Raw genomic sequence first — 15,564 nt, forward strand, 5'->3', positions numbered from 1 at the left:
GCACGCCGACCACCGCGCCGTCACGCTCTAGAATGGCGCGTCCGCGCGGCACCCCTGCCGCGCCCCAGAAAGGAACCCCCGCCCCCGTGCCCCTCACCCGCATCGACCTCAGCACCGACGGCCTCGACCCTCACCTCCGCGAAGCACTCCTCGAAGTCATCTGGGACACCCTGCGCATCAGCCCCGGCATGGTCAGCGCCGACGGGAACTTCGAATTGACCCTCACGCGCGGCAAGGACGATCCCGAGGACGCCCCGGTGGTCCGCCTGAACGGCCTGCCGTACATCCGCGTCACACCGCAGCGCCTGCACGAACTGCTGCGCCGCCGCGTCCGCTGAATTTAACGGCGGCCCACGTCACTCTGGATGATGTCGTGCAGGATGCGCGCCGTCATGCCCCAGATGTCATGACCCCGCCACGGGTACCGGTACAGCGGATGCCGCGTGCCGTCCGGCAATGCGCGCCACTCCTCACGCACACGCAGCGCCCGCAGCTCCGTCAGGGACGGCATGATGATCTGCGCGACCTCCCCGGTCACCGTGAGCGGCGCGTCCGCGGGTATCCGCGCGAGCACCGGCGTCACGTGAAACCCGACCGGCGTGAACGCGTCGTCCAACTCACCGAGCACCGTCACGCTCGCAGGGTCCAGGCCGACCTCCTCGTCCGCCTCGCGCAGCGCCGCACGCACGACGCTCTCACCCTCCTCCAGGCGCCCGCCCGGAAAGGCGATCTGCCCGCGGTGCGTGGGAAGGTCCGACGAGCGGACCGTCAGCAGCACGCGCGGGTCCGCTTCACGCGTCAGGGCCACGAGGACCGCCGCGCGCCGGTAGTGCGGCAGGTCCAGCGCCTGCCGCTCGCGCGCAGCGAGCCACGCGGACCACGGGTCCGGGTAGGCGTCCCCGGTGGTGGCGTCCGTCACGCGCGCTCCACGTCGACCTCAAGGGCGCGCGCGGTGCGGGCCCGCAGGGCCGTTTCCGGGTCCACGCCGCACGACCGCGCCCACGCGACGACGGCCGCGAGCACCCCCGCCACGCCCGCTTCGTCGTCCGCCGCGCCGTCCACCACGGAGCGCACCGCATCCTTCGTGCCCTTGTCCTGCCCGAGCACCTTCTGCGCCTTCACCTCGCGGGCCAGGGCGCCCAGCTCGCTTGGCACGCGCGCGTTGCCGCGTTTGACGGCGCCACCCTCCTGCGCCTTGATGGCCTGCCAGTTGCGGACGACCTCGTCGGCGTCCTCCACCTGCACCTCGCCGAACACGTGCGGGTGACGCCGCTCCAGCTTCTGCACGATGGCCCCCTCCACGTCCGCGTACGACCAGCGCCCCGCCTCCTCGGCGATGGTGGCGTGGAACGCGACCTGCAGCAGCACGTCCCCCAGCTCCCCGACGATCTCGCGATCGTCCCCGAGCGTGATGGCGTCCACCGCCTCGGCCGCTTCCTCCAGCAGGTACGGGCGCAGGCTCTCGTGCGTCTGCTCGCGGTCCCAAGGGCACCCGTCCGGGGCGCGCAGGTGACGCATGGTGTCCAGTAAACGGTTCATGAGGCCCACTGTACGGCGCGTTCCGGACGTGTACAGCGGCGTAGGGGTGATTTTCCGTGCTCCTTATAGGGCACGGTCCTCATGCGGGGGTCACGTCGCGTCAGAACGCCCGTGGTGGGATGAGCCCATGAGCCGACGCTTTCTTTCCCTGATGCTGCCTGCGCTGCTCGGCTTCGCGGGCCCCGCCACCGCCCAGACCGACCCTGCCCCCATCACGCTCACGAAGGCCAGCCTGAGCGGGGCGCGCTTCGTGGTGCTGCCCGCGCGCGTGGAGGGCGACACGAACGTCGTCTCGTCCGTTCAGCTGCAGCAGGCGGTGGCCGCCATCAACCGCAACCTCCCGGTGTCCCTGAAAGGCCGGTACCCGGGCGCGACCATCACCACCGACGTGAACGACGCCGGCGCCGTGCGCGTCACGCCCGTGCTCGTGGCCCCCAAGGCGCTGAACATCTTCAACCAGCTGGACGCCCGACTGGAACTGCAGATGCCCGGCGACGCCCGAACGTACGTCGTGAAACGTTCGTACGGCCTGCTGAGCCTCGTGACGGCCGGCGGGAACGCCGACATGGTCGTCCTGAACGGCCTCACGACCCAGTTGCCCTGAGCGAGCCCTGCGGGACCGGGGGGAGGGCCGTGGCCCTCCCCCCGGTCCTGTTGACCTTCAGGTCGACGTCAGGGGCGCGGAGCCTCAATTGTGTGTCGGCTTCACGCACGGCGTCCTCACAGGCGTGTTACCTTGCCGCGCATGAAGAGCGCACTGATTACTGGCGGCAGCAAAGGCATCGGGTACGCCACGGCAGAAGCCCTGATCCGCGAAGGGTACGGCGTGACCATCACGGCCCGCAACGCCGCCGAAGTGGAAGCGGCCGCGAAGGCGCTCGGCGAGAACGCCCTCGGCGTCGTCTGCGACGTGCGTGACCCGCAGGCGGTGCAGGACGCCGTCCAGCGTCACGCAGAACGTTTCGGCGGCCTCGACTTCCTGTTCGCGAACGCGGGCGTCGGGCACTTCGCGCCCGTGCAGGACCTCACGCTGGAGCAGTGGCAGCAGGTGATCGACACCAACCTCACCGGCGTGTTCTACAGCGTGAAATTCGCGTTCGAGCACCTGAAGGCCAGCGGCGGGTACGTGATCACCCTGTCGAGCCTCGCCGGCAAGAACCCCTTCGCGGGCGGCGCCGCGTACAACGCCAGCAAATTCGGCTTGAACGGCTTCACCGAGGCGATCATGCTCGACTTGCGCGCGCACGGCATCAAGGTCAGCCAGATCATGCCCGGGTCCGTCAGCACACACTTCAATGGGCACACGCCCAGCGACGCGGACGCCTGGAAGATCCAGCCGGAAGACGTCGCGCAGATCGTCGTGGACCTCCTGAACATGCACCCCCGCACCCTGCCGAGCCGCGTCGAGGTGCGGCCCGCGCAGCCTGCCAAACGCTGAACGCCTCCCGCACGTAAAGGAACATTTGCGCGCGCCCCGGTCCGCACTCAGGGGCGCGGCGCATCATGGCCGCCATGAACCTCATGGACATGCTTTCCGGCGTCATGGCCGGCCCGCAGGGGCACATGATCGGCCAGCAGCTCGGCCTCAGCGACCAGCAGACGCAGGCCGCCATGACCGCCGCTGTGCCCCTGCTCGTGAACGCCCTCGCGCAGAACGCCGAGCAGCCCGGCGGGGCACACGCCCTGTCCGGCGCGCTCGCGCAGCATAACGGCGAGGCCCTCGACCGTCTGGCGAGCGGCACCCTTCCTGACCAGACGGACGGGCAACGCATCCTGGGGCACATGTTCGGCGCGCAGGACACGCAGGCGGCCCAGGCGGTCGGGCGCGCGGCAGGCATCAACCCGCAGGTGGCCATGAGCGTCCTGCAGTTCCTCGCGCCAATTATCCTCGGGGCCCTCAGCCGCCGTATGGGCGGCGCCAGCACCGGCGGGAGCGCGACCCTGCCCGGGCAGGGCGACGCGCCGTTCGACCCATCCGTGCTGGGCGGCGTGCTCGGACAGGAGCGCGCGCACGTCCAGAATCAACTGCCGGGCCTGCTCGGCACGCTCGGGCGCCTCGTGGACCGCGACGGCGACGGCAACCCCCTTGACGACCTCGCGCGCATGATCGGGGGCCGCTGACCATGCGCCGCCCTTACCCCGCGCACGCTTCGCGCAGGACGAATGCTCCTGGCCCTCTCATGTCAGCGCCGTACAATGAAGCCATGAAGGCGCTTGAAGACTTCCTTCAGAAACTGCGCGAGCTGATTCGCGCGGGCACCACCCCGAAACCGGCCCTCGTGCCCGTTCCGGTGCGTACCCGCCAACCCCGCCGCTGACCCCCACCACACCGACGCCCGCCCCGCGCGGGCGTCTGCCGTTGGATTGACGCTAAGATGGCGTGGTGCACGGCATGGAGGACCTAAGGCGCGCAGTGCAGGAGCGCAGCCTGGAGGAACGCGAAAAGATTGAACGCGCCTACGAGTTCGCTCGAGACGCCCACGACGGCGTGCTGCGCAAAAGCGGCGAGCCCTACATCACCCACCCTGTCGCCGTTGCGCTGATCCTCGCGGAACTCGGCATGGACACCGACGCCATCTGCGCCGGATTCCTCCACGACACCGTCGAGGACACCGACGTCACCTTCCAGCAGATCGAGGACCACTTCGGCCGCGACGTTCGCCGCATCGTCGAAGGCGAAACCAAGGTCAGCAAACTCACCAAGCAGACCACCAGCCTGCAGGACCAGCAGAGCGAGAACCTCCGCCAGATGCTCATCGCGATGACGGACGACATCCGCATCATCGTCGTGAAACTCGCGGACCGCCTGCACAACATGCGCACGCTCGGCAGCATGCGCCCCGACAAGCAGCAGCGCATCAGCCGCGAAACCATCGAGATCTACGCGCCCCTCGCGCACCGCCTCGGCATCGGGCAGATCAAATGGGAACTCGAGGACCTCAGCTTCAAGTACCTCGAACCTGAAGCGTACGCGGACCTCGCCCGCCGCCTCCGCACCCGCCAGGACCAACGCGAAGCGCACGTGAAGCTCGCCCTGCAGCAACTCCGCGAGGCCCTCACCGAGGACCTCGAGCTGCCCGAGTGGATCGACAACATCGACATCGCCGGGCGCAGCAAGCACCTCTACAGCATCCACACGAAAATGCGCAAGGAAGGCAAGGCGCTCGAGCAGATCTTCGACCTGCTCGCCATCCGCGTCATCCTCACGCCCAAACCCGTGAACGCCCCCGAAGGCAAACAGAAGGACCGCGCCGAGGAAGTCCGCGAGAAACGCGTCTGCTACCACAGCCTCGGCATCGTCCACAGCATGTGGACGCCGATCCCCGGACGCTTCAAGGACTACATCGCCGTTCCGAAACCCAACGGATACCAGAGCCTCCACACCACCGTCATCAGCACCGAAGGGCAACCCATCGAGGTGCAGATCCGCAGCCGACGCATGCACGAGGTCGCGGAGTACGGCGTGGCCGCGCACTGGATGTACAAACAGGGCGACCGCCTCGGCGAGAAGAACCGCGAAGGGTGGATCGCGCAACTCAAGCAGCTCCAGAGCGAAATCGCCGACGCCAGCGACTTCGTGGACGCCGTCAAGAGCGACATCCTGTCGGGACGCGTGTTCGTGTTCACCCCCAAAGGCGACACGGTCAGCCTCCCGCAGGGCAGCAGCCCGGTGGACTTCGCGTACCACATCCACAGCCGCATCGGCGACACCACCGTCGGCGCGCGCGTGAACGGCAGCATCGTCCCGCTCGGCTCGGAACTCAAGAACGGCGATATGGTGGAAGTCATCACCAGCAAGAACGCCAAACCCAGCCAGGACTGGTTGAAGTACGCCAAGACCCGCAGCGCCCGCAGCAAAATCCGGCATCACTTCCGCCTGCAGGAACGCACCGAAAGTCTCCAGAGCGGCCACGACAGCCTGGAGCGCTACCTGCGCAAACGGCAACTGCCGGTGCGGCAGCTCATGCGCACCAAGCACCTCGAGGAAGCCACCGAGAAACTCCTCGGCACTCGCAACCCCGACGACCTGTACCTCGCCATCCACGCCGGGAAGCTCCAGAGCGCGCAGGTCGCCCGCACGCTCGCGCCGCAACTCGCGCAGGAGCAGCAGCCCAGGAAGGCCGTCACCACCCCCCGCGCCCCGGACGGCGGCACCGTGTACGTGGACGGCATGACCACCGTCACGAAAATGGCGAACTGCTGTAAACCCATCCGCGGCGATCAGGTGATGGGATACCTCACGCGCGGACGGGGCGTCACCGTCCACCGCATCGACTGCCCGAACATGGTCCGCCTCCTGAAGGACGAACCGGAACGCTGCGTGTCCGCCTCCTGGGACCCCGGCAGCAAAGGCAACATGCTCGTGGACCTTGACGTGGTCGCCAGCGACCGCCCCGGCCTGCTGAACGACGTGCTCGCCCTGCTCGTCGAGCAGAAACGCAGCCCGGACCGCGTGGAAGCCGGCGTGAACGGCAAAGGCGACGCGCACATCCACCTGCGCGTCGCGGTGGACGACGGCCGGGACCTGAGCGCCCTCGCGGATGCCATCCGCACGGTCGGCGCGGTCCGCGACGTCCTGCGCGTGCAGGGCCGCAGCAGCAAACGCATCCCCGCGTTCCGCACCAGCGGCGACGACTGAAGTTCGTAGAGCAGCACGAAGGCCACCGCTGGCAGCGGTGGCCTTCTCTGGCGGCGCAGGTCCGTGCAGGTGGGCAGGGGAGAGCTCCCTCAGCGACCGTGACCCTACGCCCGGAACCTTCCAGCGGAACGGCGCCTCACAGGCTGTACAGTTCGCTGTACTTCCCACGCAGGTACGTGAGGTACGGACGCGCGGACAGCGCCTCCCCCGTGGCACGCTGCACCAGCTCGTCCGGCGTGAACCGGCGACCGTGCGCGTACACGTGCTCGCGCAGCCATCCGTGCAGGCGCCCGAATTCGCCGCGCGCGATGTCGGCGTCCAGCGTGGGATGCGCGGCCTGTGCCGCCGCGTAGAACTGCGCACTCAGCACGTTCCCGAGCGTGTACCCCTGGAACGCCCCGCCGATCTGCCCAAAATACCAGTGCACGTCCTGCAGCACGCCGTCTTCGTCACTGGGCGCGCGGACGCCGAGGTTCTGTTCGTACGCGGCGTGCCACGCGTCCGCCAGATCCCGCACGGCGAGGCGTCCGCTCAGCAGCTGCCGTTCCAGCTCGTAGCGCGTGATGACGTGCAGGTTGTACGTCAGCTCGTCGGCGTCCGTGCGGATCAGGCTGCGCGACACGACGTTCACGGCGCGGTACAGCTCCTCCTCGGTCACGTCGTGCAGCTGCTCCGGGAACGCGTCGCGGAACTTCCCGAAGTACGCCGCCCAGAACGCCCGCGAGCGCCCCACGAGGTTCTCCCACAGGCGCGACTGGCTCTCGTGCACGCCCGCGCTGGCGCCCTGCCCGAGCGGGGTGCCCAGGTACGCGTCATCGACGCCCTGCTCGTACAGGGCGTGCCCGGCCTCGTGCAGCGTGCTGTACAGGCATTCCGTCAGATCATGCGGCTTCACGCGCGTGGTGATGCGGACGTCCCGTTCGCCCAGGCGCGTCATGAACGGGTGATGGGTGAGGTCCTGTCGGCCCCGGTCGAAGTCGTACCCGTACGCCCGGATGACGTCCTCGCCGAACCGCAACTGGGCGTCCTGCGGGTAATGCCGATGCAGGAAGTCCGTGCGTGGCGCGGGCGCGTTCGTGACGGCCTCCACCAGGGGCACGAGGGTAGCGCGTAATTCCGCGAAGACCGCGTCGACGCGCGTAGCGTTCATGCCTTCGTCGGACTGGTCCACGAAGTAGTCCATGGGGTCGCTGAACTCCGGGAAGAACGCAGCGGCCTGCCGGCTGAGGTCCAGGGACTTCTCCAGGTACGGGACGACGCGCGCGAAATCGTTCGCGGGCCGCGCCGCCACCCAGGCGCTGTAGCTCTCGCCGCCGTGCTGCGTCCACGTCGTGACGAACGCAGCAGGGACGCGCGCGGCGTCCTCGAAGTGCTTGCGCGCGAGTTGAACGGCGCGCCCCTGCTCGGGGGTGAGGTCCGTGCGGCGCTCGGCGGCGTCCAGCAGCCGCCCGTACGCGGCGTCCGTCGCGCGGGCGTGATGCAGGCCGGACAGCAGCGCCCGCTGCCGCGCGCGGCCTCCGGCCGACGCGCGGGGCATATACGTGCTCTGGTCCCAGCCGAGGAGCGCGCCGATACCGCTGAGGTCCGCCAGTTCCTGCCAGTGTGCCTGCAAGGCCTGCCAGGCCGTGTCATTGTTCGTCATCGCCGTATCGTAAGCCCTCGCTGGGGCGCGGCAGGCTCAACATGCCGCGCGCAGGAACGGCAACGAGGGGGCGGACCGTCCGCCCCCTCATGACGGTTCAGCGGTGTTAGAGGACCTGGAAGGCCGGAACGTACCGGTACGCGTTGCCGGCACGCTGCACGTACCCGACGCCCGGCCACGCGAAGTGGTAGCCGACGACCATGGTGCGGTCGGTGGCAAGTTGGTCGAACAGGCGCGCGCGCGTCGCGGCGGCCTGCGCCTTGTCCATGTCGAACCCCAGGTACTGTCCGGGAAACTGGAACGACAACACGTAATGCCCGCCGGCGTCCGCGAGGTGCAGGAGGCTCGCGCCGCCGTTGTCCACATGCACGGCCAGGTGCCCGGGCGTGTGCCCATACGCGGGGACGGTGGTCACGCCGGGCACAATGCTGGCCCCCTCGCCGACCAGCGTGAAGCGGTCCTTGAGGGCGATCAGGTTGGCCTGCACGGCGGCGTTCGGTTGCGCCTGCGACGCCCACGAGTTGAATTCGGTTTCACCCATCACGAGGCGCGCATTTGGGAACGTCAGGGCGCCGCTCGTGGTGACGCCGCCGATATGGTCACCGTGCCCGTGCGTCAGGAACACCGTGGTGATGTCGGCCGGGGCGTACCCGGCGGCAGCGAGGTTCGCGAGCAGGCGCCCCTGCGTGGCCCCGCGGCCCGTGTCGATCAGCACGCGTTCATTGCCCGTGTCGATCAGCATCGGGTTGAAGTTGTTGATGTACTGCGCGGGATCGAGGAAGTTCTCCCGCAGCGCGGCCACGAACTGGTCCTGCAGTTCGGGGTTCGCGCCCCAGTTCGGCAGGGCCGGGCCGGGGGCGCTCTGACCGTCGCTCAGGACGATGGCGCGGTACGCCCCGACGGGCAGGGTGTAGAAGCCGGGGTTGGTGCGCGCGGGTGCGGTGGGCGCCGACGATGCGGTGGCGCTCTGAGCGCCGGCGAGCGGACTGGCGGCGGCGATCAGCCCGGCGGCGCCCAGGAGTTTCAGGGTGTCGCGGCGTGAACGGGGGTCGTGGGGTTCACTCATACGTTCCTCCTCAAAGACAGCGGACCGTTTCATCTTGAACGATTCCCTGACCGAAACAACGCATCATTCACGACAGAAGCCGCCGAACACTTCCAGTAAAGCGACACAGGTCCTGAGAGTCACACCAAAAAAGAACCGCCCCTGAGGGCGGTTCCGAAGTCCGTGCGGGGTTCAGCGCTTGCTGAACTGGGGCGCGCGGCGGGCCTTTTTGAGGCCGTACTTCTTGCTTTCGACTTCGCGAGCGTCGCGGGTCAGCAGGCCACGGCTCTTGAGCGCGGGGCGGTAGTCGGCGTTGACCTTCAGCAGCGCGCGGGCGATGCCGAGCTTGATGGCGTCCGCCTGACCGCTGGGGCCGCCGCCCGTAACGGTGATGACCGCGTCGAAACGGCCCATGGTGCCCGTTTCACGGAAGGCCTGCAGCGCGTGCACAGCGCGCAGAATGCCACGGAAGTACATCTGGAATTCCTTGCCGTTGACGACGATCTTGCCTTCGCCGGGCTTCAGGAACACGCGGGCGACAGCGGCCTTGCGGCGGCCAGTACCGTAGAACTGCTCCATTACTTGATCTCCAGTTGGGTGGGCTTCTGAGCGCTGTGCGGGTGCGTTTCGCCCGCGTAGACTTTCAGGTGGGTGTGCAGGGCGCGGCCGAGGCGGCCCTTAGGCAGCATGCCGAACACGGCGTGCTCGATGACGCGCTCCGGGTGCTTGGCCAACGCCACACGCGCCGTTTCGGTCTTCAGGCCGCCCTGGTAACCGGTGTAACGGGTGTACACCTTGTTGTCCAGTTTCTTGCCGGTCAGTGCGACCTTGTCGGCGTTCACGACGACCACGAAGTCACCGGTGGACAGGTTCGGCGTGAAGTCCGGGCGGTGCTTGCCACGGATGCGGCTCGCGACAACGGTCGCGAGGCGGCCCAGCGGGATGCCCGCCGCGTCCACGACAATCCAGTTTTGCTCAACGTCTTTGGGAACGTAGGTTTTCACCGTTCACTCCAGAAAAAGGGGATTTGGCGCTCAGCGTCGTCGCTTCACTTCGGGGAAAGATCCACGCGCGCTCCGGTGCCTCCCGGCTGCTTCGGCTCTACCAAGCACGAAACACTAGCGAGGAGTGTACCAGACGCGCGCGCGCAAAAGCAAGTCTGGGCGCACAAAAACCACCCACGAGCGCCACGGGGGCGCTGCCTCAGTGGCGTCCCCCGTGGCGCTCGGCAGTTCAGCCCGTCAGCTCCGTGAGTTCTTCCAGCGCGTAGCGATACCCGCGCGCGCCCAGACCACTGATCTTGCCGCGGCACACGCCCGCCGTGACCGACACGTGACGAAACGCCTCGCGCGCATCCACGTTGCTGAGATGCACCTCCACCACCGGCAGGTCCTGCCCGGAAATCGCGTCGCGCAGCGCGTAGCTGTAGTGTGTCAACGCGCCCGGATTCAGCACGATCCCCCGGAAGCCCTGCTCCGCCGCCTCATGCACCCACTCCAGCAGCTGCCCCTCGAAATTGCTCTGCCGGCACGTCACCGTGACGCCCAGTTCTGCGCCCCACTCCTCGCACTGACGCTCCAGATCTTCCAGCGTGCCCGAACCGTAGACGCCCGGTTCCCGCCGACCCAGCAGGTTCAGGTTCGGGCCGTTCAGGACCAGAATCATGCGTGTTCCTCCGCGTTCATATCGGCCCCTGTCATACCACGCACGTCCGCGCGCCACGCGTCAAAGCACGCGCGCAGCGTGCCCTCCGGCACCCGGGCCAGGTACGGCCGCCCAACCTCGTGCAGCAGCACGAACCGCACGCCCGCATGATCCGCCTTCTTGTCGCGCGCCATGAACGGCCACACGTCCTCGAACGTCAGCTCCGGCAGGGGAGCAGGCCGCTGCCACGCCAGGAACGAGCGTGTGTGCGCCGTCACATCCGCGCCGCCCACCGCAAGGGACAGTAGTGCCGCGTAATGCAGCCCGTACCCGACCGCCTCACCGTGCGGCACCCCATGACGCGTGACCGCTTCCAGGGCATGCGCGAGCGTATGCCCGAAATTCAGGAACGCCCGTTCCCCCTGCTCCGTCAGGTCCCGCGTGACCACGTCCGCCTTCACACGAATCGCGTCCGCGACCGTCCGCGCCAGGCCCGGCCCGCCCGCCCGGAAATCCGCATGCAGCACCCTCGGCAGCAACGTCGCGTCCGCGATCAGGCCGTGCTTGAACACCTCCGCTGCCCCCTCGCGGAACACCCACGCGGGCAGTGAATCCAGCGTCCCCAGATCGCACGTGACGCTCGCCGGCGGCCAGAACGCCCCCACCAGATTCTTCCCCTCCGGCAGGTTCACACCCGTCTTTCCACCCACCGCCGCGTCCACCATGCCGAGCAGCGTCGTCGGCACCGTATGAAACGCCACGCCACGCAGGTAACTGGCCGCCACGAACCCGGCAAGGTCCGTGGTCGCTCCCCCACCGAGGCCCACCACGGCCCCATCACGCGGAAGGTTCGCGCGCGCCAGGCGAGACAGTACCTCCGTCATCACCGCCAACGTCTTGCACGCCTCCCCACTCGGCAGCGCCACCTCAACCGTCGGCCCGAGCGCGCCCCGAACGGACTGCACCAGCGACGCGGGCAGGCGCTCGTCATACAGCAGCGCCCGCGCCAGCTGCGGCACCTCCAACGAGGCGAGCAGCTCCGTCCCTACCTGCACGGCATACGGCGCCGCGCCGCCCACCTCGACGCGCAGTGCGTCATGCTGAGCTTCAGTCACTCGCGCGCTCCCCCTCGTCCCGCGCTTCCGCCCACGCCCACAAGCGCTCCACGATCTCCTCCACGACCTCCTCGCTCGCCCGACCATCGCTGCTCACGTGAATCGTCCCCTCGCGGTACGCCCCCTCCCGCTCTGCCATCAACGACGCAATGCGCGACAACGGATCCTCCGTCTGCAACAGCGGACGCGCGCTGTGCCGCGTCCGCGCGAACACCGTCTCCGGCGTCGCCCACAGCACCACCACCGGCCCACGCGACAACAGCGCCCGGCGGTTCACCTCATTCACGAACGTCCCACCGCCCAGGCTCACCACCGCGTAATCCAGGCGCGTCACGCGCTCGACAACCTCCTGCTCACAGGCCCGGAAGTACGCCTCACCCATCGACGCGAACACTTCCGGCACCGAACGGCCCATCACGCGCGCAATCAACTTGTCGGTATCCACGAAATGCAGTGCGAGCGCCCGGGACAACTCCCACCCGATCCGACTCTTCCCGGTCCCCATAAAGCCCGCCAGTGCGACCCACGTGACGGGGCGCTCGATCAGGCCGGGCTTGTCCATGCCCCGCAGTGTAGTGCTTTCTGCGAGTTCCGCGCTGAGCGCACCCTCCAACGCCGCACGGTCTATCACTGCGCCGTGCGCGTCCACGTCATGCAGCACCGCTCAGTACGCCCGCGCGAACGCCCGCGCCGCTGCCACACGCTCCTGAAGCTCCGGCAGCGTGTCCCCACCGAACTTCTCCAGCATCGCCTCCGCCAGCACCCACCCGATCACCGTCTGCAGAATCACGCCCGCCGCCGGCACGGCCGTCGTATCACTGCGCTCCCGCGCCGCATCTGACGCCTCATGCGTCACCACATTCACGGTCGGCAGCGGCGTCATGAGCGTCGCGATCGGCTTCATCGCCACCCGCACGATCAACTCCTCGCCGTTCGTCATGCCCGCCTCCAGGCCCCCCGCACCGTTCGTGTCCCGCGCGTACGTCCCCTCACGGTAATACACCGCGTCATGCACGCGGCTGCCCGGCTCCACCGCATTCTCGAACGCCCGGCCGATCTCCACGCCCTTCATCGCCTGCACGCTCAGGCACGCCTGCGCAATTCGCCCATCCAGCTTACGGTCCCAGTGCACGTAACTGCCCAGACCCACTGGCAGCCCCCGGAAGCGCACCTCCAGAATCCCCCCGAGCGTATCCCCGTCCTTTTTTGCCTGATCGATCCGCTCCCGCATCCGCGCCGCCGCGTCCACATCCAGCGTCCGCAGGTCGCTCTCCTCGATCTCCTGCACGCGCGCCCACGAGAACGCCTCCTGCGCCTCGATGCCGCCCAGGCTCGCCACGAAATTCGCGCCTTCCACGCCCAGCTCAGACAGCAGCTTCAGCGCAATGCTGCCCACTGCCACCCGCGCCGCCGTCTCCCGCGCGGACGCCCGCTCCAGCACATCCCGCAGGTCCTTATGCCGGTACTTGATGCCGCCTGTCAGGTCCGCGTGGCCCGGGCGCGCGTCCGTCAGTGCCTTTTTGCGCGGCTCCCCGCCCGTTTCCGGACTCATGATCTCCGTCCAATTCCGGTGATCGCGGTTCTCGATCACCAGCGTGATCGGCGCGCCCGTCGTGCGGCCCGCCCGCACCCCACTCATGATCTGCGCCTCATCTGTCTCGATCACCATGCGGCGACCCCGCCCGTACCCGCCCTGACGCTTGCGGAGCCACGGGTCAATGTCCGCGCGGCTCAACGGCAACTGCGACGGCAGCCCCTCCACGATGGCAGTCAGCTGCGGCCCATGCGATTCACCGGCGGTCAAGTACCTCATGCGCGCACACTACCAGACCCCCAACGCCCACCCGGACACTTGACCAAACAAAAGGGGGTGGGCCTGAAGCCCACCCCCCTTGACGCGACGTTCTTAGCGAACGACTGTGCCTGTGATGACCACCAGCAGCTGCGACTGCGTCTTGCTGGTCTGCTCCGTCCCGAACAGGCCTCCGATGACCGGGAGACTCGACAGGAACGGCACGCCCGTGCGGTTGCGGCTCTCGTTCGTGCCGAGCAGGCCACTCAGCAGAACCGTCTGCCCGCTCTTGAACGTGATGGTCGTCTGCGCCTCACTGTTCGTAAAGTTCAGCAGGTTCGGCAGCGTGCCGCCCGTGATCGGGCTCGCCGGCTGGTTCACCTGACCACGAACACGCAGCGTGATGGTGCCGTCTGGCGCGACCTGCGGGTCAATGAAGTCGAGGTTCACGCCGTAATCAATCTGGCGCACGATGTTGCCGCTCTCCGACGGAATCGTCACTTCCAGTCGCCCACCAGACTTGATGGTGGCCGATGCACCGCTTGACGCGTTCTGGGCGCCACCGGCCGTCCCGACGGAGCGCTGACCACTCTGCATGGTCACACTGCCGTCGTAGACGCGCTTGGTCATGTTCTGCGTTTCGAGCGCGTTCAGGGTCGCGCCAAGGTTGATGCCCGCCAGGGCGCGCGTCGGATCGAACAGCGCCTGCAGACCCGTCTGCGCGATGCGCACCACGAAGTTCCCGAAGCCCGCATTCCAGTCCACGCCGAGCGTACGTGCCGCCGTCTCATTGATTTCCTGGATGCGGACCTGCACGTTGATCTGCGGCACCACCTGATCGAGCTGCGGAATGAGTTCCGCAATCTGCGTCACCTGCGCTTGAGTGCCGCGCACGATCAGGCTGTTCGTGCGCTTGTCGCTGATGATCGTCGCGCCGTTCCCCGTCGTGGCCGCGGTTGTGGCCGAAGCGCCCGTCTGAGCGGGGCTGGTGGTCGCCGCGCCACTGGTTGTGCTCCCAGCCGTGTTGCTGGTGGTCGTGGCTGCGGAGGAGGCGGGGTCACCAGTCAGGTCACGTTGCAGGGTGCCTTCCAGCGTCGCTTTCACCTCATCAGCGCCCGCGTTGACGAGCTGGAACACACGCTGCACCACCTGCGGCCCGGACTGTGCCACGACCGGACGGTCCACCTGCGCGAGCAGGCCGAGCGCCGCCTCAATCTGGTTTTGCGGACCGGTGATGACGAGCTGCCCCGTGGACCCGACAGGCGTGACGCGCAGGTTCGGGTATTGCGCGCCCAGCAGCGCCGTAATATCCGCCTGCTGCCCGAGAACGCTGTACACGCGCTGCACAACCTGCGCCCCGGGCGCGGCGGTGGTGCTGCTGCCCCCAGTGGTGGTGCTGGCCGCGTCGAGTTGCGAGGCGAGACGCTGCACTTCCGTTACCTCGCGGTTCGTGCCGCGCACGATCAGGCTGTTCGTGCGGGTGTCCGCGACGATGCGCAGCGTCGGCGAGTCGAGTTTCACGTCCGCGAGCGTGCGGTTCACGCCGGTCACGTTGCCCTGCGCGTCACGCACCTGCGTCTCGCTGTACGTCGGCGTGCCGAAGAACAACTTGATCTGGTTCACGGCGTCGGCAGCACTGGCGTTCTGCAGTTTGATGACCCGCTGAATGGGCGTGGCGCTCACCCGCAAGACCGGTTGTCCGCCAATGGTCTGAATGTCGTAGCTCAGGCCATAAATGTCCATCAGCAGCGGCCACACTTCGTTGAAGGGCTTGTTCGCGAAGTTGTAGACGACGGGGCGGGTACCGCTGGTGGTGCCCGTGGCGGTGGTACCGGTGGTGGCCGTCCCGGCCGCCGGAGTCGCTGCGCCCGTGGTGCCGGGAGCGGCGTCCGTGGTGGTCCCCGCAGGGGCGAGCGCGTCCACGTTCGCGTCCAGGATCAGTTCGTACCCGGCACTCTTGGCGATGGCTGCGAGGAGGCTGCTGAGCGGCCCGGCGTACCGGCCGATCTCAATGGTGACGTTCGCGGTGCTGAGACGCGTGTCAGTGGCGGTCGGAACCGTGGCGGCGGTGCTGGTGGACGGGGTCTGCGCGCTCGCCACACCGAGGGCGGCCGTGAGCAGGAGGGTCAGGGTGCGTTTGTTCATGGC

Annotated in this window: 16 protein-coding genes; 5 read left to right on the top strand and 11 right to left on the bottom strand. The window is 68.2% G+C overall.

The window, feature by feature from the left end; translation table 11 throughout:
- The first annotated feature begins 86 nt into the window (after positions 1-86).
- The gene (locus tag DEIMA_RS07730) at positions 87-338 is read left to right on the top strand and encodes an NADH-quinone oxidoreductase subunit NuoE family protein (RefSeq protein WP_043817202.1); all 252 of its coding nucleotides are present in this window, start codon (positions 87-89) and stop codon (positions 336-338) included.
- Positions 339-340: 2 nt separating this feature from the next.
- Here DEIMA_RS07730 and DEIMA_RS07735 read toward each other — a convergent pair whose 3' ends face one another.
- Together DEIMA_RS07735 and DEIMA_RS07740 are read right to left on the bottom strand one after the other, a co-directional pair.
- On the bottom strand, positions 341-919 hold the full coding sequence (locus DEIMA_RS07735) for an NUDIX hydrolase (protein ID WP_013556679.1): 579 nt from the start codon (positions 917-919) through the stop codon (positions 341-343).
- Positions 916-1,539, bottom strand: a complete 624-nt coding sequence (locus DEIMA_RS07740) for a MazG family protein (RefSeq protein WP_013556680.1) — start codon at positions 1,537-1,539, stop codon at positions 916-918. Before DEIMA_RS07740 ends, DEIMA_RS07735 begins: the two co-directional genes overlap by 4 nt.
- Positions 1,540-1,666: 127 nt before the next feature.
- On the opposite strand from DEIMA_RS07740, the gene DEIMA_RS07745 reads away from it, so the two are divergent.
- The 4 genes from DEIMA_RS07745 to DEIMA_RS07760 all read left to right on the top strand — a co-directional run bounded on the left by DEIMA_RS07745 (position 1,667) and on the right by DEIMA_RS07760 (position 6,178).
- The gene (locus DEIMA_RS07745; protein WP_013556681.1) at positions 1,667-2,143 is read left to right on the top strand and encodes a hypothetical protein; all 477 of its coding nucleotides are present in this window, start codon (positions 1,667-1,669) and stop codon (positions 2,141-2,143) included.
- A 141-nt stretch (positions 2,144-2,284) separates the two neighbouring features.
- Positions 2,285-2,977 carry an SDR family oxidoreductase gene (locus DEIMA_RS07750; RefSeq protein WP_013556682.1) on the top strand — a complete coding sequence of 231 codons (693 nt, stop codon included), beginning with the start codon at positions 2,285-2,287 and terminating at the stop codon, positions 2,975-2,977.
- Positions 2,978-3,051: 74 nt separating this feature from the next.
- Positions 3,052-3,660, top strand: coding sequence for a DUF937 domain-containing protein (locus DEIMA_RS07755; RefSeq protein ID WP_043816561.1), 609 nt, complete (start codon positions 3,052-3,054; stop codon positions 3,658-3,660).
- Between the two features lie 271 nt (positions 3,661-3,931).
- The gene (locus tag DEIMA_RS07760) at positions 3,932-6,178 is read left to right on the top strand and encodes a RelA/SpoT family protein (protein ID WP_013556685.1); all 2,247 of its coding nucleotides are present in this window, start codon (positions 3,932-3,934) and stop codon (positions 6,176-6,178) included.
- A 136-nt stretch (positions 6,179-6,314) separates the two neighbouring features.
- On the opposite strand, the gene DEIMA_RS07765 is transcribed toward DEIMA_RS07760, so the two are convergent.
- The 9 genes from DEIMA_RS07765 to DEIMA_RS07805 form a co-directional block, all read right to left on the bottom strand.
- Positions 6,315-7,820, bottom strand: coding sequence for a carboxypeptidase M32 (locus DEIMA_RS07765; RefSeq protein WP_013556686.1), 1,506 nt, complete (start codon positions 7,818-7,820; stop codon positions 6,315-6,317).
- A gap of 106 nt (positions 7,821-7,926) precedes the next feature.
- Entirely contained in the window at positions 7,927-8,886 is a 960-nt protein-coding gene (locus DEIMA_RS07770) for an MBL fold metallo-hydrolase (protein ID WP_013556687.1), read from the bottom strand.
- Positions 8,887-9,057: 171 nt separating this feature from the next.
- Positions 9,058-9,444 carry a 30S ribosomal protein S9 gene (gene rpsI / locus DEIMA_RS07775; RefSeq protein WP_013556688.1) on the bottom strand — a complete coding sequence of 129 codons (387 nt, stop codon included), beginning with the start codon at positions 9,442-9,444 and terminating at the stop codon, positions 9,058-9,060.
- Positions 9,444-9,869, bottom strand: coding sequence for a 50S ribosomal protein L13 (gene rplM / locus DEIMA_RS07780; protein WP_013556689.1), 426 nt, complete (start codon positions 9,867-9,869; stop codon positions 9,444-9,446). Before rplM ends, rpsI begins: the two co-directional genes overlap by 1 nt.
- Positions 9,870-10,098: 229 nt before the next feature.
- Positions 10,099-10,530 (bottom strand): type II 3-dehydroquinate dehydratase, encoded by a 432-nt coding sequence (gene aroQ, locus DEIMA_RS07785; RefSeq protein ID WP_013556690.1) that lies wholly within the window; start codon positions 10,528-10,530, stop codon positions 10,099-10,101.
- A complete protein-coding gene (gene aroB / locus DEIMA_RS07790) occupies positions 10,527-11,624 on the bottom strand; it encodes a 3-dehydroquinate synthase (RefSeq protein WP_013556691.1) in 1,098 nt (365 codons plus the stop codon). The genes aroQ and aroB overlap by 4 nt, the downstream gene beginning before the upstream one ends.
- Entirely contained in the window at positions 11,617-12,285 is a 669-nt protein-coding gene (locus tag DEIMA_RS07795) for a shikimate kinase (RefSeq protein WP_013556692.1), read from the bottom strand. Before DEIMA_RS07795 ends, aroB begins: the two co-directional genes overlap by 8 nt.
- Positions 12,286-12,288: 3 nt before the next feature.
- Positions 12,289-13,437: a chorismate synthase gene (gene aroC / locus DEIMA_RS07800; RefSeq protein WP_013556693.1), complete on the bottom strand. Its 1,149-nt coding sequence runs from the start codon at positions 13,435-13,437 to the stop codon at positions 12,289-12,291.
- Between the two features lie 93 nt (positions 13,438-13,530).
- Positions 13,531-15,561, bottom strand: a complete 2,031-nt coding sequence (locus tag DEIMA_RS07805) for a secretin N-terminal domain-containing protein (protein WP_013556694.1) — start codon at positions 15,559-15,561, stop codon at positions 13,531-13,533.
- Between the last annotated feature and the right edge of the window lie 3 nt (positions 15,562-15,564).

Origin of the sequence: Deinococcus maricopensis DSM 21211, from assembly GCF_000186385.1 — a bacterium.
GTDB classification, from domain to species: domain Bacteria; phylum Deinococcota; class Deinococci; order Deinococcales; family Deinococcaceae; genus Deinococcus_B; species Deinococcus_B maricopensis.

What these genes read in the sequence shown, in the direction of transcription:
- aroC (WP_013556693.1), bottom strand. Translation starts at nt 13,437, where the DNA reads ATGAGGTACTTGACCGCCGGTGAATCGCATGGGCCGCAGCTGACTGCC.
- aroQ (WP_013556690.1), bottom strand. Translation starts at nt 10,530, where the DNA reads ATGATTCTGGTCCTGAACGGCCCGAACCTGAACCTGCTGGGTCGGCGG.
- DEIMA_RS07750 (WP_013556682.1), top strand. Translation starts at nt 2,285, where the DNA reads ATGAAGAGCGCACTGATTACTGGCGGCAGCAAAGGCATCGGGTACGCC.
- DEIMA_RS07805 (WP_013556694.1), bottom strand. Translation starts at nt 15,561, where the DNA reads ATGAACAAACGCACCCTGACCCTCCTGCTCACGGCCGCCCTCGGTGTG.
- DEIMA_RS07770 (WP_013556687.1), bottom strand. Translation starts at nt 8,886, where the DNA reads ATGAGTGAACCCCACGACCCCCGTTCACGCCGCGACACCCTGAAACTC.
- rpsI (WP_013556688.1), bottom strand. Translation starts at nt 9,444, where the DNA reads ATGGAGCAGTTCTACGGTACTGGCCGCCGCAAGGCCGCTGTCGCCCGC.
- DEIMA_RS07755 (WP_043816561.1), top strand. Translation starts at nt 3,052, where the DNA reads ATGAACCTCATGGACATGCTTTCCGGCGTCATGGCCGGCCCGCAGGGG.
- DEIMA_RS07760 (WP_013556685.1), top strand. Translation starts at nt 3,932, where the DNA reads ATGGAGGACCTAAGGCGCGCAGTGCAGGAGCGCAGCCTGGAGGAACGC.
- DEIMA_RS07765 (WP_013556686.1), bottom strand. Translation starts at nt 7,820, where the DNA reads ATGACGAACAATGACACGGCCTGGCAGGCCTTGCAGGCACACTGGCAG.
- DEIMA_RS07745 (WP_013556681.1), top strand. Translation starts at nt 1,667, where the DNA reads ATGAGCCGACGCTTTCTTTCCCTGATGCTGCCTGCGCTGCTCGGCTTC.
- DEIMA_RS07740 (WP_013556680.1), bottom strand. Translation starts at nt 1,539, where the DNA reads ATGAACCGTTTACTGGACACCATGCGTCACCTGCGCGCCCCGGACGGG.